Raw genomic sequence first — 22,546 nt, forward strand, 5'->3', positions numbered from 1 at the left:
GAGACCCCAAGATGACCGAACCCGTCAAGATCCAGATCCTGGACAAGGAATACATGATTGGCTGCCCCGAAGAGGAGAAGCAGGGGCTGCTGCAATCAGCCGATTATCTGCATCGGAAGATGAAGGAGATCCGGGATCGCGGCAAGGTGCTGGGTACCGATCGTATCGCGGTGATGGCGGCGCTCAACATCACCTACGAACTGCTGGAGGCGCGCCGGGAGAACGAGAGCATGGAGGACGTCCGCCGCCGGCTCCGTGCGCTGGACCAGCGTATCGCCGAGACCACCGGCGACTGAGCGTGCGGTGTGTCGCCGCGGGCGCCGATAACACTGGACGCCGGCGGGAACCCTGGTCCATCATGGAATTGCGCCCCCTGCGGTGTACGAAAGCGGGCTAAGTATTCTTGAGCCTCAACGTGATCGCCAGGGGATAAGGCGTGGAGTGACTGGTGTGCATGTCCGCCCTGGTAGCGGAAAGCCTAAGGCGCTCCCGATATCCCCACCTGGACCTCAGGGTTCAAGGGCGATGCCCGTACGGCACCTGTGGGGGGCGTCTTTTCTGCCGGAGCCGGTCGCCCGACCGCTCTGGTATCCTCTCCTTAATGTCCGCTGTTGCCCCCGAAAAACCGTTGGACCGCCAGCGCCTCCGCCAGATGATGCGCGCCCGTCGTCGTGCGCAGCCCCTGGCCGTGCGTCGCAAGGCCGCCCGAGCCCTGGCCCGACGCGTCTCGCGTCACCCGTTGCTGCGCAATGTGCGCCGGCTCGCCGCCTTTCTGCCCGCCGATGGCGAGATGGACCCGCGTCCGCTGGTGCACCGGCTGCACCGGCGGGGGGTCCGCGTCTACCTGCCGGTGGTCCGGCCCGGTACCCGCGTGCTGCGCTTCCGCGCCTGGCGCCCCGGCCAAGCGTTGCGCCGCAACCGCTTCGGTATACCGGAGCCGCTGCCGAACAGCACCCCGTTGCTCCGCCCGGTTGAGCTGGACCTGGTGCTGACCCCGCTGGTGGCGTTCGACGGGAGGGGCGGCCGGCTGGGGATGGGGGGCGGTTTCTACGATGCCAGTTTTGCCTTTCTTGGCCGCTGGCGCTGGCGTACCCACCCCCGCCTGGTGGGCGTGGCCTGGTCCTTCCAGTGTGTGCCGGAGCTGCCACTCGCGCCCTGGGATATCCCGCTGCACGGGGTGGCGACGGAGCGGGGCATCCAGGTGGTTGGCAACGGGGGCGTTACGCGGCGTCGCTGAGGAGCGGGGTTTTCGCCGGCGGACAACGCTGGCCCGGCTGTGCAAAACTAGCGCTCGTCATTCTTCCGACGGGGGGAGCCCATGAACTACTGGCTGATGAAGTCCGAGCCGGACGAGTTCGGTATCGAGGACCTGAAGCAGCGCCCGGACCAGACCGAGCCCTGGGACGGGGTGCGCAACTACCAGGCGCGCAACATGATGCGCGACCAGATGAAGGTGGGGGATCTGGCCTTCTTCTACCACTCGAACACCAAGCCGCCGGGCATCGTCGGGGTCGTGGAGGTCGTGCGCGAGGGTTACCCCGACCCGACCCAGTTCGACCCCGATGACAAGCATTACGACCCCAAAAGTGACCCGGACAAGCCGCGCTGGTATCTGGTGGACGTGACGTTCAAGCAGATGCTGCCGCGCAAGGTTACGCTGCACGAGCTGAAAGCGCAGCCGCAGTTGGAGGGCATGAAGCTGCTGGCGCGGGGCAATCGGCTGTCCGTCATGCCGGTGGCGCCTGAGCATTGGGACTACATCCTGCAGCTGGCAGAGCAGGACCCGGAAGGCTGAACCGCGCAGGCCCGCACGCACCAAGCGGGGCGGCGGGCAGAACGCGGACGGGGGCGCAGCGGCCCCCGTCCGGACGTGCAGGTCGAGGCGGGCTCAGATCGCCGCCACGTCCTCCGCCTGCAGGCCCTTGGGGCCGCGAACCACGTTGAACTCCACCTGCTGGCCCTCGTCCAACGAGCGGAAGCCCTCCCCGCGGATCGCGCGGAAGTGCACGAACACATCTTCACCCTGCGGGCGCTGGATGAAGCCAAACCCCTTGGCGTTATCAAACCATTTGACCGTACCGGTCTCGCGTTCTGCCATGACAGCAACCTCTGAAAACCTTGACGTAAAACGTTCCCGCCGGGTTTCAGGCTTGGCGCGGGCTGGCTGAGAGGCTGCAGAACACACGATGCACTCGAGGGATTCGGCAGTCCTGAGTCAGACTGGTCAAGCATGTCACCCGACTTTTGCCATATTGGCAGACTGTCGCGAATAATCAACGTCGGATTCCCGACAGCTTTTCCGGTCGAATCACGGAGATAGCATGCTTAGAGCAGTCCTGATCATCGGTGGTACGGTCCTGCTGGCCTGGTTGGCGCTGACCCTCATCATGGCGTTGGGCCAGAATCGGCTGGTCTTCCTGCCCCACATCCCGGGCCGGGAGCTCGACGCCACCCCGGAGGCCCGCGACCTGGTCTACGAGGACGTGGAGCTGGAGACCCGCGACGGCGTGCGCCTGCACGGCTGGTGGCTGCCGCACGCCGAGCCGCGCGGCAGCCTGCTGTTCCTGCACGGGAATGCGGGCAATATCTCCCATCGGCTGGACTCGCTGGAGATCTTCCATCAGTTGGGGGTATCGGTGCTGATCATCGACTACCGCGGCTATGGGCGCAGCGAGGGCAGCCCCAGCGAGCCCGGGGTCTACAAGGATGCCGAGGCGGCGCTGGCTTGGCTGCAGGCCGAGCAGGGGGTGTCGGCGGAGGAGCTGATCCTTTTCGGCCGCTCGCTGGGGGCGGCGGTGGCAGCGCGCACCGCGGCAGAACACGGCGCCCGGGGGTTGATCGTGGAGTCGGCCTTCACCAGCGCGCCGGACCTGGGGGCGGAGCTGTACCCCTTCCTGCCGGTCCGCCTGCTGGCGCGGCTGGAGCTGGATACGCGCGCGGCGGTGGGGCGGGTGGATGCCCCCACGCTGGTGGTCCACAGTCGTCAGGACGATATCGTGCCCTTCCACCACGGTGAGGCCCTTTACCAGGCCGCGGCTGAACCGGTGGGGCTGCTCGAACTGCGGGGCGATCACAACACCGGGTTTCTGGTCAGCCGGGACGACTACATGGCCGGGCTGGACGACTTTCTCGACCGTCTGCCTTGAAACCGGCGCCGGTCACCGTCATGTCACAATGATCGCCTTGGCCGGCATGGCCTAACCAGAACAAAAGGGGAACTTGCCAATGGAACAGCATTTTGACCTGTTGGTTGTCGGGGGCGGCAGCGGTGGCATGGCCACGGCGCGCCGGGCGGCCAGTTACGGGGCCAGAGTGGCCCTGGTCGAGCGCTCCCGCCTCGGCGGGACCTGCGTCAACGTGGGCTGTGTTCCCAAAAAGGTCATGTGGAACGCCGCCCACACGGCCGATGCCCTGCACCGGGCGGCCGATTACGGGTTCCAGGTGGGCCCGGCGGCGCTGGACTGGGGCGAGCTGAAGAGCCGGCGCGATGCCTATATCCGGCGGCTGAACGGCATCTACGGGCGCAACATCGACAAGGCGGGCATCACCCTGCTGGAAGGCGACGCCCGGCTGGTGGACGCCCGCACCGTCGAGGTGGCCGGTGCCCGTTACACCGCCAGTCACATCCTCGTGGCTACCGGCGGTCGGCCGAGTCGGCCCGATATCCCGGGCCAGGAACTGGGCATCGACTCCGACGGCTTCTTCGAGTTGGCCGAGCAGCCGCGCCGGGTGGCGGTGGTGGGCGCCGGTTACATCGCGGTGGAACTGGCCGGCGTGCTGCACCACCTGGGTACGCAGGCCGATCTGGTAGTGCGGCGCGAGGCACCGCTGCGCAGTTTCGACCCGCTGATCCGTGACAGCCTGCTGGAGGCGATGGAGCAGGATGGCATCACCGTGCAGACCCATTCCGTGCCCAAGGCGCTGGAACGGGCGGATGACGGCACCCTGACCCTGGAGCTGGAGGATGGCCGCCACATTGGTGGTTACGACCAGGTCATCTGGGCGATCGGCCGCGACCTGTGCACGGATGGCCTGGGGCTGGAGGCCGCCGGGGTGGAACGTAATGGTGATGGCAGTATCCCCGTCAACGCCTACCAGGAGACCAACATACAGGGTATCTACGCGGTGGGGGATATCATCGGCCACCATCCGCTCACGCCCGTGGCCATCGCCGCTGGTCGTCGGCTGGCCGACCGCCTTTTCGGCGGGCAGGCGGACCGCCACCTGGACTATCAATGCGTACCCACGGTGGTCTTCAGCCACCCGCCCATCGGCACGGTGGGACTCACCGAGCCCGAGGCCCGCGAGCAATACGGCGAGGAGGAGGTCGAGGTCTTTACCACGCGCTTTGTCGCCATGGATTACGCCATGGGCGATGACAAGCGGCGCAGCGCCATGAAGCTGGTAACGGTGGGCGATAACCGTCGGGTGGTGGGTGCCCACCTGTTCGGGGTGGGTTCGGACGAGATGCTGCAGGGGTTCGCCGTGGCCATACGCATGGGCGCCACCAAGCAGGATCTGGACGACACCGTCGCCATCCACCCCACAGCCGCGGAAGAGCTGGTCACCCTGCCGGGTTGAGGGCTGGGTGGGGGTGCTGGCCGGTAATCATCTTTAGCTGGCGGTCCGACCGGACAATGGCCGGGCCGCCCCGATTCATCGAATGAGAGAGACAACAATGACCGATAACCCGCTGCTGCGTGACGACCCGTTGCCCCCCTTTCCCGAGATCCAGCCCGAGCACGTGGAGCCGGCCGTCGACCAGCTGCTGGCCGAGTGCCGGCAGACCCTAAAAGACGTGCTGGCGAAGGGCGACTGGACCTGGGACGGCCTGGTGGCGCCGCTGGAGGCCACCGAAGAGCGGCTGAACCGTGCCTGGTCGCCCGTCTCGCACATGAACTCGGTGGTCAACACCGAGGAAATGCGGGCCGCATACAACGCCTGTCTGCCCAAGCTCAGCGCCTATGCTACTGAGGTGGGGCAGAACACCGAGCTGTGCGCCGCCTTCCAGGCCCTGCGCGACAGCGACGACTACCCGCGCCTGGACAGCGCTCAGCAGCGTACCGTGGACAACGCCCTGCGCGATTTCCGCCTCTCCGGCGTCGACCTGCCCCAGGACAAGAAAGAGCGCTACGGCGAGATCGCCCAGCGGTTGTCCGAGCTCTCCTCGAAGTTTGGTGAGAACGTGCTGGATGCCACCAACGCCTGGCACAAGGACCTGCCCGACGCCGATGCCCTGGCCGGGCTGCCCGAGTCCGCCCTGGCGCTGGCCCGGCAGGCCGCCGAGCGGGCCGGGGTGGCGGGTTACCGGATCAACCTGGAGTTTCCCAGCTTCTTCGCCGTCATCACCTACGCGGAAGACCGGGCGCTGCGCCGCGAGGCCTACGAGGCCTGGAGCACCCGCGCGTCCGAGCTGGGCCCCCATGGCGGCGAGTGGGACAACCTGCCGCTGATGGAGGAGATCCTGGCATTGCGCCACGAGAAGGCGCAGTTGCTGGGCTACGCCCATTACGCTGAACTCTCCCTGGCGAAGAAGATGGCCGGTTCCACCGATGAGGTGCTCGGTTTCCTCAACGACCTGGCCGAGCGCGCCAGGCCCCGCGCCGAGGAGGATCTGGCGGAGCTTCGCCGGTTCGCGGCCGGCGAACTGGGGCTGGATGAGATGGAGCCCTGGGATATCCCCTACGCCTCCGAGAAGCTCCGCCAGGCCCGTTTCGAGCTCTCGGACGAGGACTTGCGCCCCTATTTCCCCGCCGACCGGGTGATGGCGGGGCTGTTCGAGGTGGTGCAGCGGCTCTATGGGCTGCGCATTGAGGAGCGCGCGGGCGTGCCCACCTGGCACGAGGACGTGCGCTACTACGAGATCCGCGATCCGGACGGGGCGCTGCGCGGCGCTTTCTATACCGATCTCTACGCCCGTCCGCACAAGCGGGGTGGGGCCTGGATGGACGAGTGCCGGGCGCGGATGCGGCAGGGCGACCGGGTGCAGGCGCCGGTGGCTTACCTGACCTGCAACTTCACCCCGGCAGTGGGCGATCAGCCCGCGCTGCTGACCCACGGCGAGGTGATCACCCTGTTCCATGAGTTCGGCCACGGCCTGCACCACATGCTGACGCGGGTGGAGGCGCCGGCAGTGGCCGGCATTCGGGGTGTGGCCTGGGATGCGGTGGAGCTGCCCAGCCAGTTCATGGAGAACTGGTGCTGGGAGCGCGAGGCGCTGGATCTTTTCGCGGCCCACCACGAGACGGGCGAGCCCATACCGGATGAGCTCTTCCAGCGCATGAAGGCGGCGCGCAACTTCCAGTCCGCCATGCAAATGGTGCGGCAGCTGGAGTTCTCCCTGTTCGACTTCCGGCTGCACGCGGAGTACGACCCGGCGCAGGGGGCACGTATTTACCCGCTGCTGGAGGAGGTGCGCGATCAGGTGGCGGTGGTTCGGCCGCCGGAGTGGAACCGGTTTGCCAACAGCTTCGGCCATATCTTCGCCGGCGGGTACGCGGCCGGTTACTACAGCTACAAATGGGCCGAGGTGCTGTCCGCGGACGCCTACTCCCGGTTCGAGGAGGAGGGCATCTTCAGCCAGGAGGCCGGGCGCGAGTTCATGACCCACATCCTGGAGAAGGGCGGTTCCGAGGACCCGATGGTGCTGTTCCGCAACTTCCGCGGACGTGAACCGCGGATCGACGCCCTGTTGCGCCACTCCGGGCTGGCGGCTTAGTACTCGTCTCCGCTTGAAAGGCCCGGGGCTTCAAGACGGCTGGGGCGGGCGCAGCGCGGACTGCCGAGCGTCCGCCTGCTCCGCCTGCTCCGCCTGCCAGTCCGGCGGGTACAGCCCCCGCTCCACCCAGAACCGGAACGAGCTCTGCGGCCAGTCCCGGGGCGCGGCCACCAGCCCGTGGCGCACCGGGTCTGCGTGCAGCCGGTCCAGGGCGGCCTGCAGGGCCGCGACCGAGTCCAGCGGGCGAGACCGGACCTCCTGCGCCCAGAACCCGCGCAGCCCCGCCCGCCGCGATACACGCAACTTCACCCGCCGCCAACGCCCAGCGTAATCACTGTCGGGCAGCGTCCACACCGCATGCAGATGGTCCGGCAGCACCACCGTGCCGAGAACGCGGAAGGGCTGCTCGCGCATCACCTGGCGCAGTGCCGTGCGCAGATACTGCACCTGCAAGGGGTTTCGGAAATGGGGCTGGCGCCGCCCGGTGGCAAGGGTAAAAAAGAAGGTGCAGCCGGGCCGGTAGAGGGGTTCGAGTCCATTCATGGCATCCTGCCTGGGTCCTTGGGGGCGCATCCATGCGCCCGGGGTTTTCATGGCCACTAGACTAGCAGAGGCGCGCCGTGTCGGCCCGGCTGTCCGATCTTGCCCGGGTGTTATCATCTCCCGACCGTCCCACTCAAGAAGGAAGGCCCATGAAATACCGCGATCTACGCGACTTCATCAGCAAGCTGGAGGCCGACGACGAGCTGCGCCGGGTCAAGGTGGAGATCGACCCGCGCCTGGAGATGACCGAGATCTGCGACCGCACCCTGCGCGCCGAGGGGCCGGCGATCCTGTTCGAGAACCCCGCGGGGTACAAGATGCCGGTGCTCGGCAACCTGTTCGGCACCCCGCGCCGGGTGGCCCTGGGCATGGGGGCCGATGATGTCTCCGCGCTGCGCGAGATCGGTGAACTGCTCGCCTTCCTGCGCCAGCCCGAACCCCCCAAGGGGCTGCGCGACGCCTGGTCGCAACTGCCGGTCTTTCGCAAAGTGCTGGACATGGGGCCGAAGAAGGTCCGCCGCGCCCCCTGCCAGGAGGTGGTGCTGGAGGGCGACGACGTGGACCTGGGCCGGCTGCCGGTACAGACCTGCTGGCCCGGGGATGCCGGCCCGCTGATCACCTGGGCGCTGGTGGTCACCCGCGGCCCGGAGAAGGAGCGCCAGAACCTGGGCATCTACCGTAACCAGGTCATCGGCCGGAACCGCACTATCATGCGCTGGCTGGCCCACCGGGGCGGGGCGCTGGACTTCCGCGACTGGCAGCGCGAGCGACCCGGCGAACCCTTCCCGGTGGCCATTGCCCTGGGTGCCGACCCGGCCACCATCCTCGGGGCCGTCACCCCCGTACCCGACAGCCTGTCCGAGTACGGGTTCGCCGGCCTGCTGCGCGGCAGCAAGACCGAGCTGGTGAAGTGCCTGGGCTCCGATCTGCAGGTGCCGGCCTCGGCGGAGATCGTGCTGGAGGGGCATATCCACCCGGACGACATGGCCCCCGAGGGGCCCTTCGGCGACCACACCGGCTACTACAACGAGGTGGATCACTTCCCGGTGTTCACCGTGGAGCGCATCACCCACCGCAAGAACCCCATCTACCACTCCACCTACACCGGCCGTCCGCCAGACGAGCCGGCCATACTGGGCGTGGCGCTCAACGAGGTGTTCGTGCCCATCCTGCGCAAGCAGTTCCCGGAGATCACCGACTTCTACCTGCCGCCTGAGGGGTGCTCCTACCGAATGGCCGTGGTCACCATGAAAAAGCAGTACCCGGGCCACGCCAAGCGGGTGATGCTGGGGGTCTGGTCCTTCCTGCGCCAGTTCATGTACACCAAGTTCGTCGTGGTCACCGACGACGATGTGAACGCCCGGGACTGGAAGGATGTCATCTGGGCGATGACCACCCGCATGGACCCGCAGCGCGACACCGTCATGGTGGATAACACCCCCATCGACTACCTGGATTTCGCGTCGCCCGTCTCGGGGCTGGGCTCCAAGATGGGCTTCGACGCCACCCACAAATGGCCCGGCGAGACCAACCGGGAGTGGGGCCGGGCCATCGTCATGGACGACGAGACCAAGGCGAAGGTGGATGCCAAGTGGTCGAGCCTGGGGCTGGACTGAGTCCGGCCGTCGCTGGTCAGCCCAGTGGTTGCGTGTATAACATAGTGATTGATGGGGTATTGGGCATGGCGGCCAGTGTCGGGCGCCCCCGCCCCGAACGGACACAGGAAAGCATTCATGAGCTACAAGGTTCTCATCGAGCGGACCGGACATGAATTCACCGTCGAGGAGGGCGAGTCCATCCTGGATGCCGCCCTCCATCACGGCCTGATCCTGCCCTACAGCTGTCGTGGCGGCTCCTGCGGGGCGTGCATGGGCAAGGTGATCTCCGGCGAGATCGATTATCCCGCTGGCCGCCCCGACGGGCTCAGCGACACCGAGGAGGCAGTGGGCCAGGCGCTGTTCTGCCAGGCCCGGCCGCGCAGCGACCTGAGCATCGAGGTGCGCGAACTGCGCGAGGCCGGCGACCTGACGCCGCGCAAGATGCCCACCCGGGTGGTTCGCATTGAGGACCTGGCCCACGATGTACGCCGGCTCTGGCTCAAGCTGCCCAAGACCGAGCGGTTGCAGTACCTCGCCGGGCAGTACGTGGACGTGCTGCTGCGGGATGGCCGGCGGCGAGGCTTCTCCCTCGCCAACCCGCCCCACGATGACGAGTTGCTGGAGCTGCACGTGCGCCACGTCCCGGGCGGTGAGTTCACCGGCTATGTCTTCAATGAATTGAAGGAGAAGGCGCTGCTGCGCATCGAGGGGCCGTTGGGCACCTTCGCGCTGGACGAGGAGTCGGACCGCCCTGTCGTCATGCTGGCCGGTGGCACGGGGTTCGCACCCATCAAGGCCATGGTCGAGCACGCCCTGTACGTCGGCATCCGGCGCCCCATCCATATCTACTGGGGGGTGCGGGCCCGCCGCGACCTCTACCTGGATGGCCTGCCGCGGCGCTGGGCCAGTGAGCATGAGCACGTCCATTATGTGCCCGTGCTGTCTGAGCCTCAGCCGGAGGACAACTGGCAGGGGCGTATCGGGCTGGTGCATAACATCCTGCTGGCCGATATCCCCAACCTGGCCGGTTACGACGTCTACGTTGCCGGCCCGCCCGGCATGATCAGCGCTGCAAAGCGGGACCTTCTCGCCCACGGGTTGCCCGAGGCGCGTTTCTTCTACGATTCGTTCGAGTACAGTAACGATCGTCCTGTGCAGGAATGAGACACACAGCAAATTCCGCTTGAGCAATGGAGCGGCAATGGTCTACCTTTGACTGCAGGGCAGTGAGGGGCTTTTGCCTCTCCCCTGTGATTTCCCGCAACTTCTGGGAGCAGTAAGCCAATGATGCAGAAAAACAACGAGCAGGCCCGCCGTTTTGGTCTGGGCACAATGTGTTCCGGGCTGGTGATGGCCGGGATGCTGGCCGTTTCCGGGGCCGCCTTCTCAGCGGGGCATGGAGGCGAAGGCTTCCTGACCGATACCCGCGGGAACGAAGTGCGCAGCGGGTTCGGTCACTGCTGGGGCGTGACCTGGGAGACCGACACCAAACCGGAAGCCTGCATCGACCAGCCCGAGCCGGAGCCCGAGCCGGAACCGGAGCCCGAGCCGGAACCCGAGCCGGAGTTGGAGCAGATCAGCATCGATAGCGAGGCCCTGTTCGGCTTCGACAGCGCTGAGATTACCCCCGGGGGCCGTGCCAACCTGCGCACCGTCATCGAGCGCATCAACGCCATGGAGCGCGTGGACAGCGTCGAGGTGCGGGGTCACACCGACCGCATCGGTAGCGCCGAGTACAACCAGGACCTGTCGGAGCGCCGTGCGGCCTCCGTGCGTGACTTCATGATCGATCAGGGGGTGGATGAAAACATCATCGATTCCCGCGGTTACGGCGAGGATCGCCCGGTCAAGGAGTGTGACGACGACCTGGCCCGTGATGAGCTGATTGAATGCCTGGCGCCCAACCGCCGGGTGGAGATCCACGTGGAGGGGGTGCGCTAAGAACCAGCGCCAGCTAAAACCTGCCGCGTTTTAAAGAAAGGCGCCCTTCGGGGCGCCTTTTTTTGCTCACAATCCCGCCGCATACCACAAGTTTCCCAGTTAGCTGCGCCATGTCGCCATCACGTCGGCTGGCCCAGCGCGATCACTTCTTGTATTCCTCTGGCATCCTCATCGTGCTTTGCCGGGCGAGCCGTCGCCATAGCCAACCGTCCGGGCGCAGTTCACCGGTGCCCAGGTAGCGCAGGGTGTTGATGTTGTTCACACTGGCTTCCAGTTGGTGGCGCGCCCGCTCCGTACCGCAGAACAGGATTTGGTCATCGGGCTCAATGACCGCCTCTTCGCCCGGGTGAAGGTAGACCTCGTCGCTGCGGGCCAGCAGCAGGGGCAGGGCGGCCAGCGGGGCGTCACGGTCGCCGGGGTCGCGCAGGAGGTGGCCCAGCCGCTTCACCAGGCCCTCGCGCAACGCCAGGAGGAGTGCCGGGCAGCAAACGGCATCCAGCCGCACCGTCCAGATTTCGGGCACGCTCTCCCCCGAGACCCTGCGCATCTCGCCCACCAGCTGCTCGTGCCAGCCTGGCTCCTGCTTGCGGGCGAGGCGCAGGAAGTCCGGTAGCAATGGCGCGTTGATCAGGGAGAGGATGCGGGTGGCGATTATGTAGCTGGGCTCCACCGGCAGTTCCAGGTTGGCAGCCCGGAATACCGGTTTGTTGGACAGCTGGTTGTTGCGCGCCCCCAGGTACAGGTCCGGGTTGAGATCACGCGCGGTCATGATGACCGACAGGTTGTCGGCGTCATCGGCGGTGGCGGCGAGCACTGCCGCCGCGGACTTGACGCCTGCTTGGTCCAGGGTATGCGCCTCGGTCCCCTTGCCCCGGATGCTGCCGTCCGGGCAGCCATTCTCCTCGGGGGTTTCGTCCACCACCACGGTGGGCACACCGCTGTCGTCCAGAAACCGGTGCACGGCCCGTCCCAGTCTGCCGTATCCGCAAATGATCCACGTGCCCTGCGGGGGGCGCGGGCGCTCCATCAGCGCGGTCCCTGGCATGCTCGACAGCCATTCGTACGCCTGATGCATCCGTGGGCTGCGGATGGCCATCGCCAGCCGGTCGCCGAAGGCCTCGAAGGGGTTGATGATGTGATCCGTGCCGAAAGAGGCCATGTTGCCGGCGGCCTCCTCGGTTTCGGCGCGGCAGGTCACCGGCAGCGCTGGATTGAGCAGTTTGCTGTTGATGGCCACCTGCAGGTTCGCTTGGTCGTCGTCGGTCACGGCCAGCACACCGACACAGCAGGCGTGTTGCAGCCCGGCGTTGATCAGGGTTTCCGGCTGGCGGGCGTCCGCCCGCAGACCGGGCACATGACTGATCAGGTCTCGGGTACCCAGCAGGTTGATGCGCTCCTCCTGGATATCCAGCACCACCGCCCGCAGGCCCCGCTCGGTCAGGGAGCGCACCAGCAGGTGCCCGGTGTCACCGTAGCCGCACACCAGGTAGAACGGGTCGCGCAGATGGCGCACGGTGCGGCTGAAGCGGGCCTGGGTCACGGTCTCCCGGAATTGCCGGTCCTGCACCAGGGCGATGATGGTGACCAGGGCGTAGAACCAGGTGATCACCGTCAGGTAGATGGCCACCAGCGCCCAGAGCCGCTGGGCCGGGGTGAACTCGTAGGGTACCTCGCCGAAGCCGATGGTGGGGGCGGTGTAGGTGACGAAGTAGAAGGCGTGCAGGAAGTCCATCCGCCAGGGGTCGCCCTGGTCGTCCACGCCCGGGATGAGGACCAAGCCGAGAGTGGCGATTGAATAGGCGGTGATCACCAGCAGCAGCGGCCAACGCATGCGCCGCAGGATCAGCGCGATAACGGTATGCATGGCGCTAGCGGTGCATCTTTGCAGTCTCGATGATCAGCAGCGTCACCGACACCAGGTTGGCCAGCAGCGCCCCGCCGGAGAGCGAGACGATGCTGGCGGTCACCATCGGTGTCAGCCCCACCTCCGTGCCGTACACCGCCACGCCCCAGAGCACGGCGGCTGCTATGAGCTGGAGGTCGGCCACCAGGCTGGAGGCGAGCAGGATGGCGCCGATCTGGGTGCGTTCGCCGAACTTGAGCACCGTGGCGATCAGGTTGACGACGATGGCGGCGTACAGCTCGTAGACGGCGTGGTGGTCGGGGTTGTCGATGTCCCCGATGAAGAAACCGAAGTTGAGGGTGAGGGCCAGCAGGATGAAGAAACCGAAGATGACTTTTTCCAGGTTCATGCGGGGGCTTCCTTGGCTGATGCCAGCCGGTCCGCGGCCCGTTGCGGTTCCGGCAGGCGGTAGCGGGTGCAGCAGGCCAGTACCCAGTGAACGGCATCCTCGTGGCTCATTCGGTGACCGGGGGAGACGTAGAGTGGGCGCACGTGATCCCGGCTGCGCAACACCGTGCCGATGCGCTCGTGGCCGTCGTACAGGCCGCTGGTCGCTCCTTTCTCCGACCGGGGTTCGCGGTAGGTGCCCACCAGGCGGCTCTTGCCCACGCCGATGGCGGGCAGGTCGGTGATCAGGCCCAGGTGGGCGGCGATGCCCAGTCGGCGTGGGTGGGCGATGCCCTGGCCGTCACAGAGCAGCAGGTCGGGGGTGACCTCCAGCCGCTCCAGGGCCGCGACCACGCCGGGGAGTTCGCGAAAGGAGAGCAGGCCGGGGATGTAGGGCATGATGGCCGGGGCCCGCGCCACGCTCTGGGCGATGACCTGCAGGTCCGGCAGGGACATGACCACGACCGCTGCCCGTATGGTGCGGCCACCGTCGACGATGCCCGCATCGATGCCGGCCACCCGCTGCGGGCGGAACCCTCGCGGGGTTTTGAGGCAGAGTTGCTCGCGCAGGGTGTGCTGGAGCCGCCGGCCCTCGGCGGCGTCCACGGCCCAGGGGTGCAGTGTGCGTATGGTGACACCCATTGGCGGGTGTCACTCCTGGCGTTCCAGGGCGTCCAGTGTTTGCTGTACCGGGTCGCCGTGGAGGTGGTTCCAGCCCTCGATGTTGGGGTCCATGTCCATGGAGGCGACCCAATCCTCGGGTGGGCTGATCGGTTCCTTGCGGAATTCGGCCCAGGTCTCCAGGTCCAGTTCCTCGATGGCGCCATCCATGTACTGGATTTCGATGGTCTCGTCGTCCTCGTCGGAGGCGACAATCTCGAAGACCCGGCCCATGTGGTCCATGTACCAGGCGCCGACCTCGGGTGGGTTCTGCCAGGCCATTTGGGTCCTCCCCCTTTTGGCTGCTCTGAACACCTGTTTCATCTATAGGCCCGATAGGGGTTTTGTGCAACTCGGGGAGGGGCATTGCTGCAGGGCAGCAGCCGAGGGATCAGAGCCGGTGGCGTTGGTCGGTCTGGATGAATTCGGGCAGCGGGGGCAGGTCGCGGCCCAGGGGCAGGACCTTGAAGCGCTCGCCCAGTTCGGCGGGCAGGGTGAGGCGGCGGACCTCCTGGGCGATCCGCAGGCGGTGCATGTCATCGTCATGCTTCGCCATGGCGGCGTCCGCCAGTTGCGGCAGACCGGCGGCCAGCAGGTACTGGGCCTGGCTGGTGAAGCCGAGCACGTCCAGGTCGGCCGCCAGCGCTGCCTCCGCCACCGCGGTGAAGTCCACGAAGGCGGTGATGTCCTGCAGCCCCGGCCAGAAAAACGGGTCTTCGTGGGCGCGATGGCGGTAGTGGCAGAGCAGCGTTCCCATGTGCCGATCGGGCAGGTAGTACTCGCGGCGCGGGTAGCCATAGTCGATGTAGAGCACCAGTCCGCGCGCCAGGCAGCGGGTGGTATCGCGCAGCCACTCGGCCAGTTGCGGCAGGCATTCGCTCCGGTAGCCGGCGGGCAGCCGCTGGCCGGTCTCGTGCTCGATATGGCGGACATGCTCAGCCAGGTCGTCGTCGGCGGGGCGGGGGGTCCAGTGGAGCTGGCCGCCCTCGTTCAGGGCCACGCCCCGCTCCAGAATGTGCGCGTCCTCGCGCTGGAAGCAGCGGAAGGGCAGGGCGTCCAGCACCTCGTTGGCCAGTATGACGCCGCTAATCGGTGCCTCGGGCAGGGCCTCCAGCCACTCCACCCGTTCCAGCAGGTGCGGTGCGTGCTCGGCCAGGGTGTTGCGCTGCTCCTGGCGCAGGGCGGCGCTTACCTCGAGGATGAGGTAGCGGGCCGGCAGTTGTTCCAGCCCCTCCAGCTCCAGCAGCAGGTCGGCGGCCATGCGGCCGGTGCCGGCGCCCAGCTCCATGACCTCGCCCTCGCCGGCGGGCAGTTCCAGGGCCTGCAGCGTGCGCTGGACGGTGTGCGCCAGCGTGCGGCCGAACAGCGGCGAGATCAGCGGTGCGGTGGTGAAGTCGCCGCCGCTGCCGAAACGTGGCGCCCCGGCGCTGTAATACCCCAGCCCCGGTTCGTACAGGGCCATGGTCATGTAGCGGTCAAAGGGCAGCCAGCCGTCGGCGGATTCGATGGCCTGGCGGATGCGGGCCTGCAGGGTCTCGCTGTGGGCACGGGCCTCGGCGTCGGGCGCGGGCAGGTCCAGGGCCGGTGGGCGCTGCCGGCTCATGGCGCCATCTCCAGTTGGGTCATGCCCGCGTGCTCGCCCTGGAAAGCAGCCCAGAGTTCGGCATAGGTCTGCCCCAGTTCGGGGTGGCATTCGTCGCCGGCGATATCCGCCAGCGGCTTGAGCACGAAGGCGTAGCGGGTGATCTCGTCGCGCGGGAGTTTCAGCCCGCCCCGGTCAATGATGGCGTCGCCCCAGGTCAGCAGGTCCAGGTCCAGCGTGCGGGCGGCGAACTTGCCCCCGCCCCGGCGACGGCCCTGTGTCGCCTCCAGCGCCCGGAAGGCATCGGCCAGGGTCTCCGGCGGCAGTTCGGTGTCGAAGCCCACCGCCAGGTTGTAGAAGTCGTTGCCGTCGAAGCCCACCGCCGGGTTGCGGTAGACGGGGGAGACCAGCAGCCTGCCGTAGTGCTCGCGCAGGGCCTGCACGGCCACGCGCACATTTTGCTCGGGTTCGATGTTGCTGCCGATGCTGACGTAGACGCGGGTCATGGTTGTTCGCCTCGCTCGATGCAGATGCCGACCGTGCGGCACTGGGGCAGGATGCCGGATTTACTGAGCCTTAGCCGCACCCAGGGGAGGCCGAACTGGGTGCGCAGTTCGTCGGCGATGTGCTCCGCCAGGGTTTCCAGCAGCTGGCATTCGCCCTCGGCGGCCAGTGCCTGGACGAACCGCGCCACGGCGGCGTAGTCCACCGCGGCCTGGATGTCGTCGCTTTCGGCGGCCGGCCGGGTGTCGGTCCCCAGGTCCAGATCGAGCAGCAGGGTCTGGCGCACCTGTCGTTCCCAGGCGGTGACGCCTATGGTGGTCTCCAGGCGGATTTCGCGCAGAAAAACGGTGTCCATGACGGCTCCGGGTGGTGCAAAGCGGGCACTATAGCGGCTCGCGTTGGGTGCGCCAAATGCGGCGCCCGACTTGACCCCGGGCCCGCGGCGCATTGGAATACATCGCCATGATCATGACAATCCTGCTGATAATCGCCGCCTACCTGTTCGGCTCGATCTCCTCGGCCGTGCTCGTCTGCAAGGCCTTCCGGCTGCCCGACCCGCGCCAGGAGGGGTCCGGGAACCCGGGCGCCACCAACGTGCTGCGCCTGGGGGGCAAGCTGCCGGCCGCACTCACCCTGGGCTTCGACTGGTTGAAGGGCATGTTGCCGGTGCTGGTGGCGCTGGCGTTGCTGGATGGCTTGTGGGGGATTGGCCTGGTGGGGCTGGCGGCTTTCCTGGGACACCTCTACCCGGTGTTCTTCGGCTTTCAGGGGGGCAAGGGGGTGGCCACCGGGCTGGGTGTGCTGCTGGGCTGGTCGCCGGTGGCGCTGCTGCTCACCGGCGCCACCTGGCTGCTGGTCGCCGCGGCATCCCGGTACTCCTCTCTGGCCGCACTCATCGCCTTCGTGCTGGCGCCGGTCTGGATCGCGGTGGTGACCGGCAGCGCGGCACTGACCACCTGCATGTTCGTGATCACCGCCTTCAGCTGGTGGCGACACCGGAGCAACCTCAAGCGCCTGGCCGCCGGCGAGGAGCCGAAGATCGGCCGCCGCAAGGGCTGAGGCGGTGCGCGTCAGGCCGGGGGCCTGAGCTCGCTCAGCGGCCAGCGGGCGGTGACACTGAAATCCAGGTCATCGTGCTGGCCCTCGCACAGCCGGCACCAGCCGGCGTAGGCCACCATGGCGCCGTTATCGGTGCACAGGGCCAGCCGCGGATAGTGCACGGCAGCGCGCTCCTTCTCCGCCATCGCGGCCATGCGGTCGCGCAACAGGGTGTTGGCGCCCACGCCGCCGGAGATCACCAGCCGCGGGCTGCCGGTCTCCCGCAGCGCCCGCCGGCACTTGATCACCAGAGTGTCCACCACCGCCTCCTGGAAGGCGGCCGCGATATCCGCCCGGTCGGCCTCCGTGCTCTGCTGTACCGTCTGCAGCACCCGGGTCTTCAGGCCGCTGAAGCTGAAGTCCAGCCCGGGGCGGTCGGTCATGGGGCGGGGGAAGCGGTAGCGGCCGGCGTCCCCGGTGCGTGCCAGGCGCTCCAGCTCCGGGCCGCCGGGGTAGGGCAGGCCCAGCAGCTTGGCGGTCTTGTCGAAGGCCTCCCCGGCAGCGTCATCCAGGGTCTCCCCCAACACGTGGTAGCGGCCGATCCCGGCCACCTGCACCAGCAGGGTATGGCCGCCGGAGACCAGCAGGGCCACAAAGGGGAAGGCCGGCGGGTCCGGCTCCAGCATGGGGGCCAGCAGGTGGGCCTCCATGTGGTGCACGCCCAGCGCCGGCACCCCCAGGCCCCAGGCCAGGCTGCGGGCCATGCCGGCCCCGACCATCAGCGCGCCCACCAGGCCCGGGCCGCGGGTGTAGGCCACCGCGTCGACGGACGCCAGGTCGCAGTTGGCCTCGGCCAGTACCCGGCGGGTCAGGGGGATGACCCGCCGTACGTGGTCGCGCGAGGCCAGTTCGGGCACCACGCCGCCATATTCCGCGTGGGTGGCCACCTGGCTGTGCAGGGCGTGGGCCATCAGCCCCTGGGTGCTGTCGTAAAGGGCCAGGCCGGTCTCATCACAGGAGCTTTCTACACCGAGTACACGCATGTGCTATCTTTTTCCGCTTAAGGGTTTTGCATTCGCCGCGGGGCGCGGATAGAATACCGCGCCTTCACCCCGTATGCAGGGGTGGTCCAAAAAATTCTCATCAAGCATTTAAAAGGGTGTGATCACGCATGCCGATTGTTAAGGTTCGCGAAAACGAGCCCTTCGAGGTGGCGCTGCGCCGTTTCAAGCGCTCCTGCGAAAAGGCGGGTGTCCTGTCTGAAATCCGTCGTCGGGAGCACTACGAGAAGCCGACCCAAGAGCGCAAGCGTAAGGCCGCGGCCGCGGTCAAGCGTCACATGAAGCGCCTGTCCCGCGAACAGGCCCGTCGGCGTCGCCTGTACTGATCGCAACCGGAACCGGGAGCGAACATGGCCGCGGCCAGTGACTTGAAGCATCGCCTGCAACAGGCGGTCAAGGATGCCATGCGGGCCAAGGACAAGACACGCCTTGGCGTGCTGCGCATGGTGACCGCCGCGGTCAAGCAGCGTGAGGTGGACGAGCGCACCGAGCTGGACGATGCGCAGGTGCTGGAAGTGCTCACCCGCATGGTCAAGCAGCGGCGCGAGTCCATCGCCCAATACCGCGACGCCGGTCGGGATGACCTGGCAGCCGTGGAAGAGGCCGAGCTTGAAGTGCTCGCCGAGTTCATGCCCCAGCCGCTCAGCGAGCAGGAGCTGGACGCGCTGGTCGCGCAGGCGATCAGCGACACCGGCGCCGAGGGCATGCAGGACATGGGCCGGGTCATGGGGCAGCTCAAGTCCCAGGTTCAGGGCCGGGCCGACATGGGCGCCGTCAGCAAAATGGTGAAGGCCCGACTGGCGAGCTGAGTCCCGTGCCGGTTGGCGTCACCCGCGCCCACAGGTTCGGGGTGTTATGGCCGGCAGGATTCCCGACGAGTTCATCGACGAGCTGCTCCACCGCACGGATATCTCCGAGGTGGTAGGCGCCCGTGTGCGTTTGAAAAAGACCGGCGCTAACCTGCTCGGTCTCTGCCCCTTCCATACCGAAAAGACCCCCTCCTTCACCGTCGCCCCCGCGAAACAGTTCTATCACTGCTTCGGCTGTGGCGCGCACGGCACCGCTATCCGCTTCCTCATGGACTACGAGCGGATGGACTTCCGGGAGGCGGTGGAATACCTGGCCCGCCAGGCTGGGATGGAGCTGCCGGCGAGCGCCGCGGCCACGCCGGTTCCCGATCGCCATGCCCGGCTTTACGAGGTGCTTGCCGAGGCCGCCGCCTTTTACCAGGACGCCCTGCGTCGCCATCCCGCCCGGAGCAAGGCGGTGGAGTACTTAAAGCAGCGGGGCCTTTCCGGGGATATCGCGGCGCGATTCGCGCTGGGTTTCTCGCCGCCGGGCTGGGACAACCTGCTCAAGCGCCACCGTGATCGCCAGGCCGACCTGGTGGAGGCGGGGCTGCTGATCGAGCGAGATGGCGGCCGGGTCTACGACCGCTTCCGCGACCGGATCATGTTCCCCATCCGCAACCGCCGGGGCACGGTGGTGGGGTTCGGTGGCCGGGTGCTGGGTGATGGCGAGCCCAAGTACCTGAACTCCCCCGAGACCCCGGTCTTCCACAAGGGGCGGGAGCTCTACGGGCTGTACGAGGCCGTCCAGGCGGAGCGTAACCCGCCGCTGTTGTTGGTGGTGGAGGGCTACATGGATGTGGTGGCCCTGGCCCAGCACGGGGTGCAGGGGGCGGTGGCCACCCTGGGCACCGCGGTGACGCCCGACCAGGTCAGCCGCCTGTTCCGGGCCACGGACCGGGTGGTGTTCTGCTTTGATGGCGACCGGGCCGGGCGCCAGGCCGCATGGCGGGCGGTGGAGAACAGCCTGCCCGCCATGCGGGAGGGGCGCTCGGTGGAGATCTTGCTGCTGCCCGAGGGCGAGGACCCGGATAGCCTGGTCCGGGCCGAGGGGCCCGAGGCCTTCCGGGGGCGCCTGGAGGCGGAGACCCGTCCGCTCGCCGAGTACAGCCTGGAGGCGCTCGCCGAGGGGCTGAAACCGGACACGGTGGATGACCGGGCGCGCCTGGTACAGCGCGCGCTGCCGCTGGTGCAGCGCCTGCCGGTGGGCATCTACCGCGATTTTTACATCGAGAAACTGGCCGAGTTGGCGCACACCCGGGTGGAGCGCATCGAGCAGGCCCTGCAGCAGTCGTCGGCAGGCGCCCGTGAACCGGCAAGGCCGCCGATGGAGCGACCCCGCACGGCCGGCCGGGGCCGGACCGGCTCCGCCATGGTGCGCCGGACCCCGGTGCGCCAGGCCCTGACCCTGCTGCTGCAGCGCCCGGCGTTGGCAGAGCAAGCCGGTCCCCTGGATGAGCTGCACGGGGATCTGCCCGGGCTTGAGTTGTTGCGCCAGATCCTTGAAATCGCGCGCGACCACCCCGATGTCAGTACAGCGGGGCTGTTGCAGCGTTTTCAAGGTCATCCGCAGGAAACCGCCCTTTGGCGCCTGGCCACCTGGGAGCTGCCGGGGGGCGATGTGGCGGCGGAGTTCGAGGACTGCATGGGCCGTGTTCGCCAGGCCTGCAGCAGCGAGCAGACCAGTCAATTGCGTGCCGCCCTCACCGAGGAGCACGACTTCGACGCGGCCAAGGACAAGCTGCGCGTGTTGATGCAGCGGCGCAGGCTGCAATACTTGCAGGAAAAGTCGAAGCGGGGAGCGCTGGACGAGAGGGAATCGAGGGAACTGCAGACCCTGGAGCAGGGTCAACTTTGATACGACGCAGTCTTGTCAGCAGCCTGCACTGCCACTTATACTGCCGGGTTCACCAACTGCCCGGCAAGTTCACCGCCGCCTCAGGTAACTGTACTCTATGACACAGGATCAGCAGTCACAGATCAAGCAGCTCATTGCCAAAGGCAAGGAGCAGGGGTTCCTCACTTATGCCGAGGTGAATGACCATCTGCCCGACGATATCGTCGATCCGGAGCAGATCGAAGATATCATCGGCATGATCAACGACATGGGCATCAATGTCCATGAGGTTGCACCTGATTCCGATGAGTTGCTGCTCGGCGATACTGCGGTCAGTACCGATGAGGACGAGGCCGAGGAGGCCGCCGCGGCCCTGGCAGCTGTGGATGCCGAGTTCGGCCGGACCACCGACCCGGTGCGCATGTACATGCGCGAGATGGGTACCGTGGAATTGCTGACCCGTGAGGGCGAGATCGAGCTCGCGAAACGCATTGAAGAGGGGCTCGACCAGGTGCTCGTGGCCCTCTCCTCCTACCCGGGTGCCGCCGCCAAGCTGCTCGGCCTGTTCCAGAAGGTACAGGACGGCGAGATGCGCTTGAACGAACTGGTGGGCGGTTTCCGCAACCCGGACGAGGAGCTCTCCTCCCACGCCGTGGATGCGGGCAAGGAGGAAGACGAGGATGGCGAAGAGGCCACCGCCGACACCGGGCCGGACCCGGATATGGCCGCCGAGCTGTTCCGCCGCCTGGCCGAAACCGACGCCGCGATGAAGGCGTGCCTGGCCAGCCAGGGCTCGGGCAGCGACGAGTGCAAGGTGTTGCGCGAGCAGCTGGCGGAGATCTTCCTCACCTTCAAGTTTCCGCCGAAGATCATCGACCAACTGGTCGACGGGCTGCGCCGGGACGTGAACGTCCTGCGTCGCAACGAGCGCGCCATCCTCAAGGCCTGCACCAAGGCGGGCATGCCCCGCAAGACCTTCGTGCGCAGCTTCATCACCCGCGAGACCGACCCGGGCTGGCTGGACGAGATGCTGGCCGGCAAGGACACCTGGGCCGCGCGGCTGGCCGAGCACGAGGAGGATATCCGCCGCTCCCAGCAAGTGTTGATCGACGCCGAGAAGAAGGTCGGCATGACCATCGGCGAGATCAAGGACATCAACCGGCGCATGTCCATCGGCGAGGCCAAGGCCCGCCGGGCCAAGAAGGAGATGGTGGAGGCCAACCTGCGCCTGGTCATCTCCATCGCCAAGAAGTACACCAACCGCGGCCTGCAGTTCCTGGATCTGATCCAGGAGGGCAACATCGGCCTGATGAAGGCGGTGGACAAGTTCGAGTACCGTCGCGGCTACAAGTTCTCGACCTACGCCACCTGGTGGATCCGGCAGGCCATCACCCGCTCCATCGCGGACCAGGCCCGCACCATCCGTATCCCGGTGCACATGATCGAGACCATCAACAAGCTCAACCGCGTCTCCCGGCAGATGCTCCAGGAGATGGGGCGCGAGCCCAGCCCGGATGAGTTGGCCGAGCGCATGGAAATGCCCGAGGACAAGGTGCGCAAGGTGCTCAAGATCGCCAAGGAGCCGATCTCCATGGAGACGCCCATCGGCGATGATGAGGACTCGCACCTGGGTGATTTCATTGAGGACATCAACGCCATGTCCCCGGTGGACTCAGCCACCCGGGAGGGGCTGCGCGAGTCGGTGAAGGGCGTGCTCTCCGGCCTGACCCCGCGGGAGGCCAAGGTGCTGCGCATGCGCTTCGGCATCGACATGAACACCGACCACACCCTTGAGGAGGTCGGCAAGCAGTTCGATGTCACCCGTGAGCGCATCCGCCAGATTGAGGCCAAGGCGCTGCGCAAGCTGCGCCACCCGACCCGTTCCGAGGGGCTGCGCAGCTTCCTCGACGAGTAACGGTTGCAGGG

General features: G+C 67.2%; 24 protein-coding genes and 1 other RNA gene. 15 read left to right on the plus strand and 10 right to left on the minus strand.

Features of this window, described 5'->3' with window-relative positions; genetic code table 11:
• Positions 1–11: 11 nt before the first annotated feature.
• The 4 genes from DFR31_RS10325 to DFR31_RS10340 all read left to right on the plus strand — a co-directional run bounded on the left by DFR31_RS10325 (position 12) and on the right by DFR31_RS10340 (position 1,795).
• Complete coding sequence (locus DFR31_RS10325; RefSeq protein WP_121442609.1) at positions 12–296, plus strand: cell division protein ZapA; 285 nt, start codon at positions 12–14, stop codon at positions 294–296.
• Positions 297–367: 71 nt separating this feature from the next.
• Positions 368–553: non-coding RNA, 6S RNA (gene ssrS, locus DFR31_RS10330), on the plus strand.
• 48 nt (positions 554–601) lie between these two features.
• Positions 602–1,237 (plus strand): 5-formyltetrahydrofolate cyclo-ligase, encoded by a 636-nt coding sequence (locus tag DFR31_RS10335; RefSeq protein ID WP_121442610.1) that lies wholly within the window; start codon positions 602–604, stop codon positions 1,235–1,237.
• Between the two features lie 81 nt (positions 1,238–1,318).
• Positions 1,319–1,795, plus strand: a complete 477-nt coding sequence (locus tag DFR31_RS10340; protein ID WP_121442611.1) for an EVE domain-containing protein — start codon at positions 1,319–1,321, stop codon at positions 1,793–1,795.
• Between the two features lie 93 nt (positions 1,796–1,888).
• On the opposite strand, the gene DFR31_RS10345 is transcribed toward DFR31_RS10340, so the two are convergent.
• The gene (locus DFR31_RS10345; protein ID WP_121442612.1) at positions 1,889–2,098 is read right to left on the minus strand and encodes a cold-shock protein; all 210 of its coding nucleotides are present in this window, start codon (positions 2,096–2,098) and stop codon (positions 1,889–1,891) included.
• Positions 2,099–2,321: 223 nt separating this feature from the next.
• Here DFR31_RS10345 and DFR31_RS10350 point away from each other — a divergent pair, with 223 nt between their 5' ends.
• The 3 genes from DFR31_RS10350 to prlC all read left to right on the plus strand — a co-directional run bounded on the left by DFR31_RS10350 (position 2,322) and on the right by prlC (position 6,718).
• Positions 2,322–3,146, plus strand: a complete 825-nt coding sequence (locus DFR31_RS10350; RefSeq protein ID WP_121442613.1) for an alpha/beta hydrolase — start codon at positions 2,322–2,324, stop codon at positions 3,144–3,146.
• A gap of 79 nt (positions 3,147–3,225) precedes the next feature.
• A complete protein-coding gene (gorA, locus tag DFR31_RS10355; protein WP_121442614.1) occupies positions 3,226–4,581 on the plus strand; it encodes a glutathione-disulfide reductase in 1,356 nt (451 codons plus the stop codon).
• A 97-nt stretch (positions 4,582–4,678) separates the two neighbouring features.
• The gene (gene prlC, locus DFR31_RS10360; RefSeq protein WP_121442615.1) at positions 4,679–6,718 is read left to right on the plus strand and encodes an oligopeptidase A; all 2,040 of its coding nucleotides are present in this window, start codon (positions 4,679–4,681) and stop codon (positions 6,716–6,718) included.
• Between the two features lie 30 nt (positions 6,719–6,748).
• Here the strand turns inward: prlC and DFR31_RS10365 are convergent, their stop codons facing one another.
• Positions 6,749–7,261, minus strand: coding sequence for an REP-associated tyrosine transposase (locus DFR31_RS10365; RefSeq protein ID WP_121442616.1), 513 nt, complete (start codon positions 7,259–7,261; stop codon positions 6,749–6,751).
• A gap of 149 nt (positions 7,262–7,410) precedes the next feature.
• On the opposite strand from DFR31_RS10365, the gene ubiD reads away from it, so the two are divergent.
• The 3 genes from ubiD (at position 7,411) to DFR31_RS10380 (ending at position 10,800) form a co-directional block, all read left to right on the plus strand.
• The gene (gene ubiD, locus DFR31_RS10370; RefSeq protein WP_121442617.1) at positions 7,411–8,877 is read left to right on the plus strand and encodes a 4-hydroxy-3-polyprenylbenzoate decarboxylase; all 1,467 of its coding nucleotides are present in this window, start codon (positions 7,411–7,413) and stop codon (positions 8,875–8,877) included.
• Positions 8,878–8,994: 117 nt separating this feature from the next.
• Positions 8,995–10,023, plus strand: coding sequence for a CDP-6-deoxy-delta-3,4-glucoseen reductase (locus tag DFR31_RS10375; RefSeq protein WP_121442618.1), 1,029 nt, complete (start codon positions 8,995–8,997; stop codon positions 10,021–10,023).
• 120 nt (positions 10,024–10,143) lie between these two features.
• A complete protein-coding gene (locus DFR31_RS10380; RefSeq protein WP_121442619.1) occupies positions 10,144–10,800 on the plus strand; it encodes an OmpA family protein in 657 nt (218 codons plus the stop codon).
• 142 nt (positions 10,801–10,942) lie between these two features.
• On the opposite strand, the gene DFR31_RS10385 is transcribed toward DFR31_RS10380, so the two are convergent.
• The 7 genes from DFR31_RS10385 to folB all read right to left on the minus strand — a co-directional run bounded on the left by DFR31_RS10385 (position 10,943) and on the right by folB (position 16,191).
• Positions 10,943–12,664: an NAD-binding protein gene (locus DFR31_RS10385; RefSeq protein WP_121442620.1), complete on the minus strand. Its 1,722-nt coding sequence runs from the start codon at positions 12,662–12,664 to the stop codon at positions 10,943–10,945.
• Positions 12,665–12,668: 4 nt separating this feature from the next.
• Entirely contained in the window at positions 12,669–13,052 is a 384-nt protein-coding gene (locus DFR31_RS10390) for a DUF6394 family protein (protein ID WP_121442621.1), read from the minus strand.
• Entirely contained in the window at positions 13,049–13,732 is a 684-nt protein-coding gene (nfi, locus tag DFR31_RS10395; protein WP_121442622.1) for a deoxyribonuclease V, read from the minus strand. The genes DFR31_RS10390 and nfi overlap by 4 nt, the downstream gene beginning before the upstream one ends.
• 9 nt (positions 13,733–13,741) lie before the next feature.
• Positions 13,742–14,032 carry a DUF6763 family protein gene (locus DFR31_RS10400; protein ID WP_121442623.1) on the minus strand — a complete coding sequence of 97 codons (291 nt, stop codon included), beginning with the start codon at positions 14,030–14,032 and terminating at the stop codon, positions 13,742–13,744.
• 109 nt (positions 14,033–14,141) lie between these two features.
• Positions 14,142–15,353 (minus strand): class I SAM-dependent methyltransferase, encoded by a 1,212-nt coding sequence (locus tag DFR31_RS10405; protein WP_121442624.1) that lies wholly within the window; start codon positions 15,351–15,353, stop codon positions 14,142–14,144.
• Positions 15,350–15,838: a 2-amino-4-hydroxy-6-hydroxymethyldihydropteridine diphosphokinase gene (gene folK, locus DFR31_RS10410; RefSeq protein WP_121442625.1), complete on the minus strand. Its 489-nt coding sequence runs from the start codon at positions 15,836–15,838 to the stop codon at positions 15,350–15,352. The genes DFR31_RS10405 and folK overlap by 4 nt, the downstream gene beginning before the upstream one ends.
• Positions 15,835–16,191, minus strand: coding sequence for a dihydroneopterin aldolase (gene folB, locus DFR31_RS10415; RefSeq protein ID WP_121442626.1), 357 nt, complete (start codon positions 16,189–16,191; stop codon positions 15,835–15,837). Before folB ends, folK begins: the two co-directional genes overlap by 4 nt.
• A 107-nt stretch (positions 16,192–16,298) precedes the next feature.
• On the opposite strand from folB, the gene plsY reads away from it, so the two are divergent.
• Positions 16,299–16,895 carry a glycerol-3-phosphate 1-O-acyltransferase PlsY gene (gene plsY, locus DFR31_RS10420; protein WP_170153662.1) on the plus strand — a complete coding sequence of 199 codons (597 nt, stop codon included), beginning with the start codon at positions 16,299–16,301 and terminating at the stop codon, positions 16,893–16,895.
• 11 nt (positions 16,896–16,906) lie between these two features.
• Here the strand turns inward: plsY and tsaD are convergent, their stop codons facing one another.
• Positions 16,907–17,917, minus strand: coding sequence for a tRNA (adenosine(37)-N6)-threonylcarbamoyltransferase complex transferase subunit TsaD (gene tsaD / locus DFR31_RS10425; RefSeq protein WP_121442628.1), 1,011 nt, complete (start codon positions 17,915–17,917; stop codon positions 16,907–16,909).
• Positions 17,918–18,045: 128 nt separating this feature from the next.
• Between tsaD and rpsU the strand changes: the two genes are divergently transcribed.
• The 4 genes from rpsU to rpoD all read left to right on the plus strand — a co-directional run bounded on the left by rpsU (position 18,046) and on the right by rpoD (position 22,535).
• Complete coding sequence (rpsU, locus tag DFR31_RS10430) at positions 18,046–18,261, plus strand: 30S ribosomal protein S21 (protein WP_011630252.1); 216 nt, start codon at positions 18,046–18,048, stop codon at positions 18,259–18,261.
• A gap of 24 nt (positions 18,262–18,285) precedes the next feature.
• On the plus strand, positions 18,286–18,744 hold the full coding sequence (locus DFR31_RS10435; RefSeq protein ID WP_121442629.1) for a GatB/YqeY domain-containing protein: 459 nt from the start codon (positions 18,286–18,288) through the stop codon (positions 18,742–18,744).
• Positions 18,745–18,790: 46 nt separating this feature from the next.
• Positions 18,791–20,641, plus strand: coding sequence for a DNA primase (gene dnaG, locus DFR31_RS10440; RefSeq protein WP_121442630.1), 1,851 nt, complete (start codon positions 18,791–18,793; stop codon positions 20,639–20,641).
• A 97-nt stretch (positions 20,642–20,738) separates the two neighbouring features.
• The gene (rpoD, locus tag DFR31_RS10445) at positions 20,739–22,535 is read left to right on the plus strand and encodes an RNA polymerase sigma factor RpoD (protein WP_121442631.1); all 1,797 of its coding nucleotides are present in this window, start codon (positions 20,739–20,741) and stop codon (positions 22,533–22,535) included.
• Positions 22,536–22,546 lie beyond the last annotated feature (11 nt).

This window comes from Alkalispirillum mobile (assembly GCF_003664325.1).
GTDB classification, from domain to species: domain Bacteria; phylum Pseudomonadota; class Gammaproteobacteria; order Nitrococcales; family Halorhodospiraceae; genus Alkalilimnicola; species Alkalilimnicola mobilis.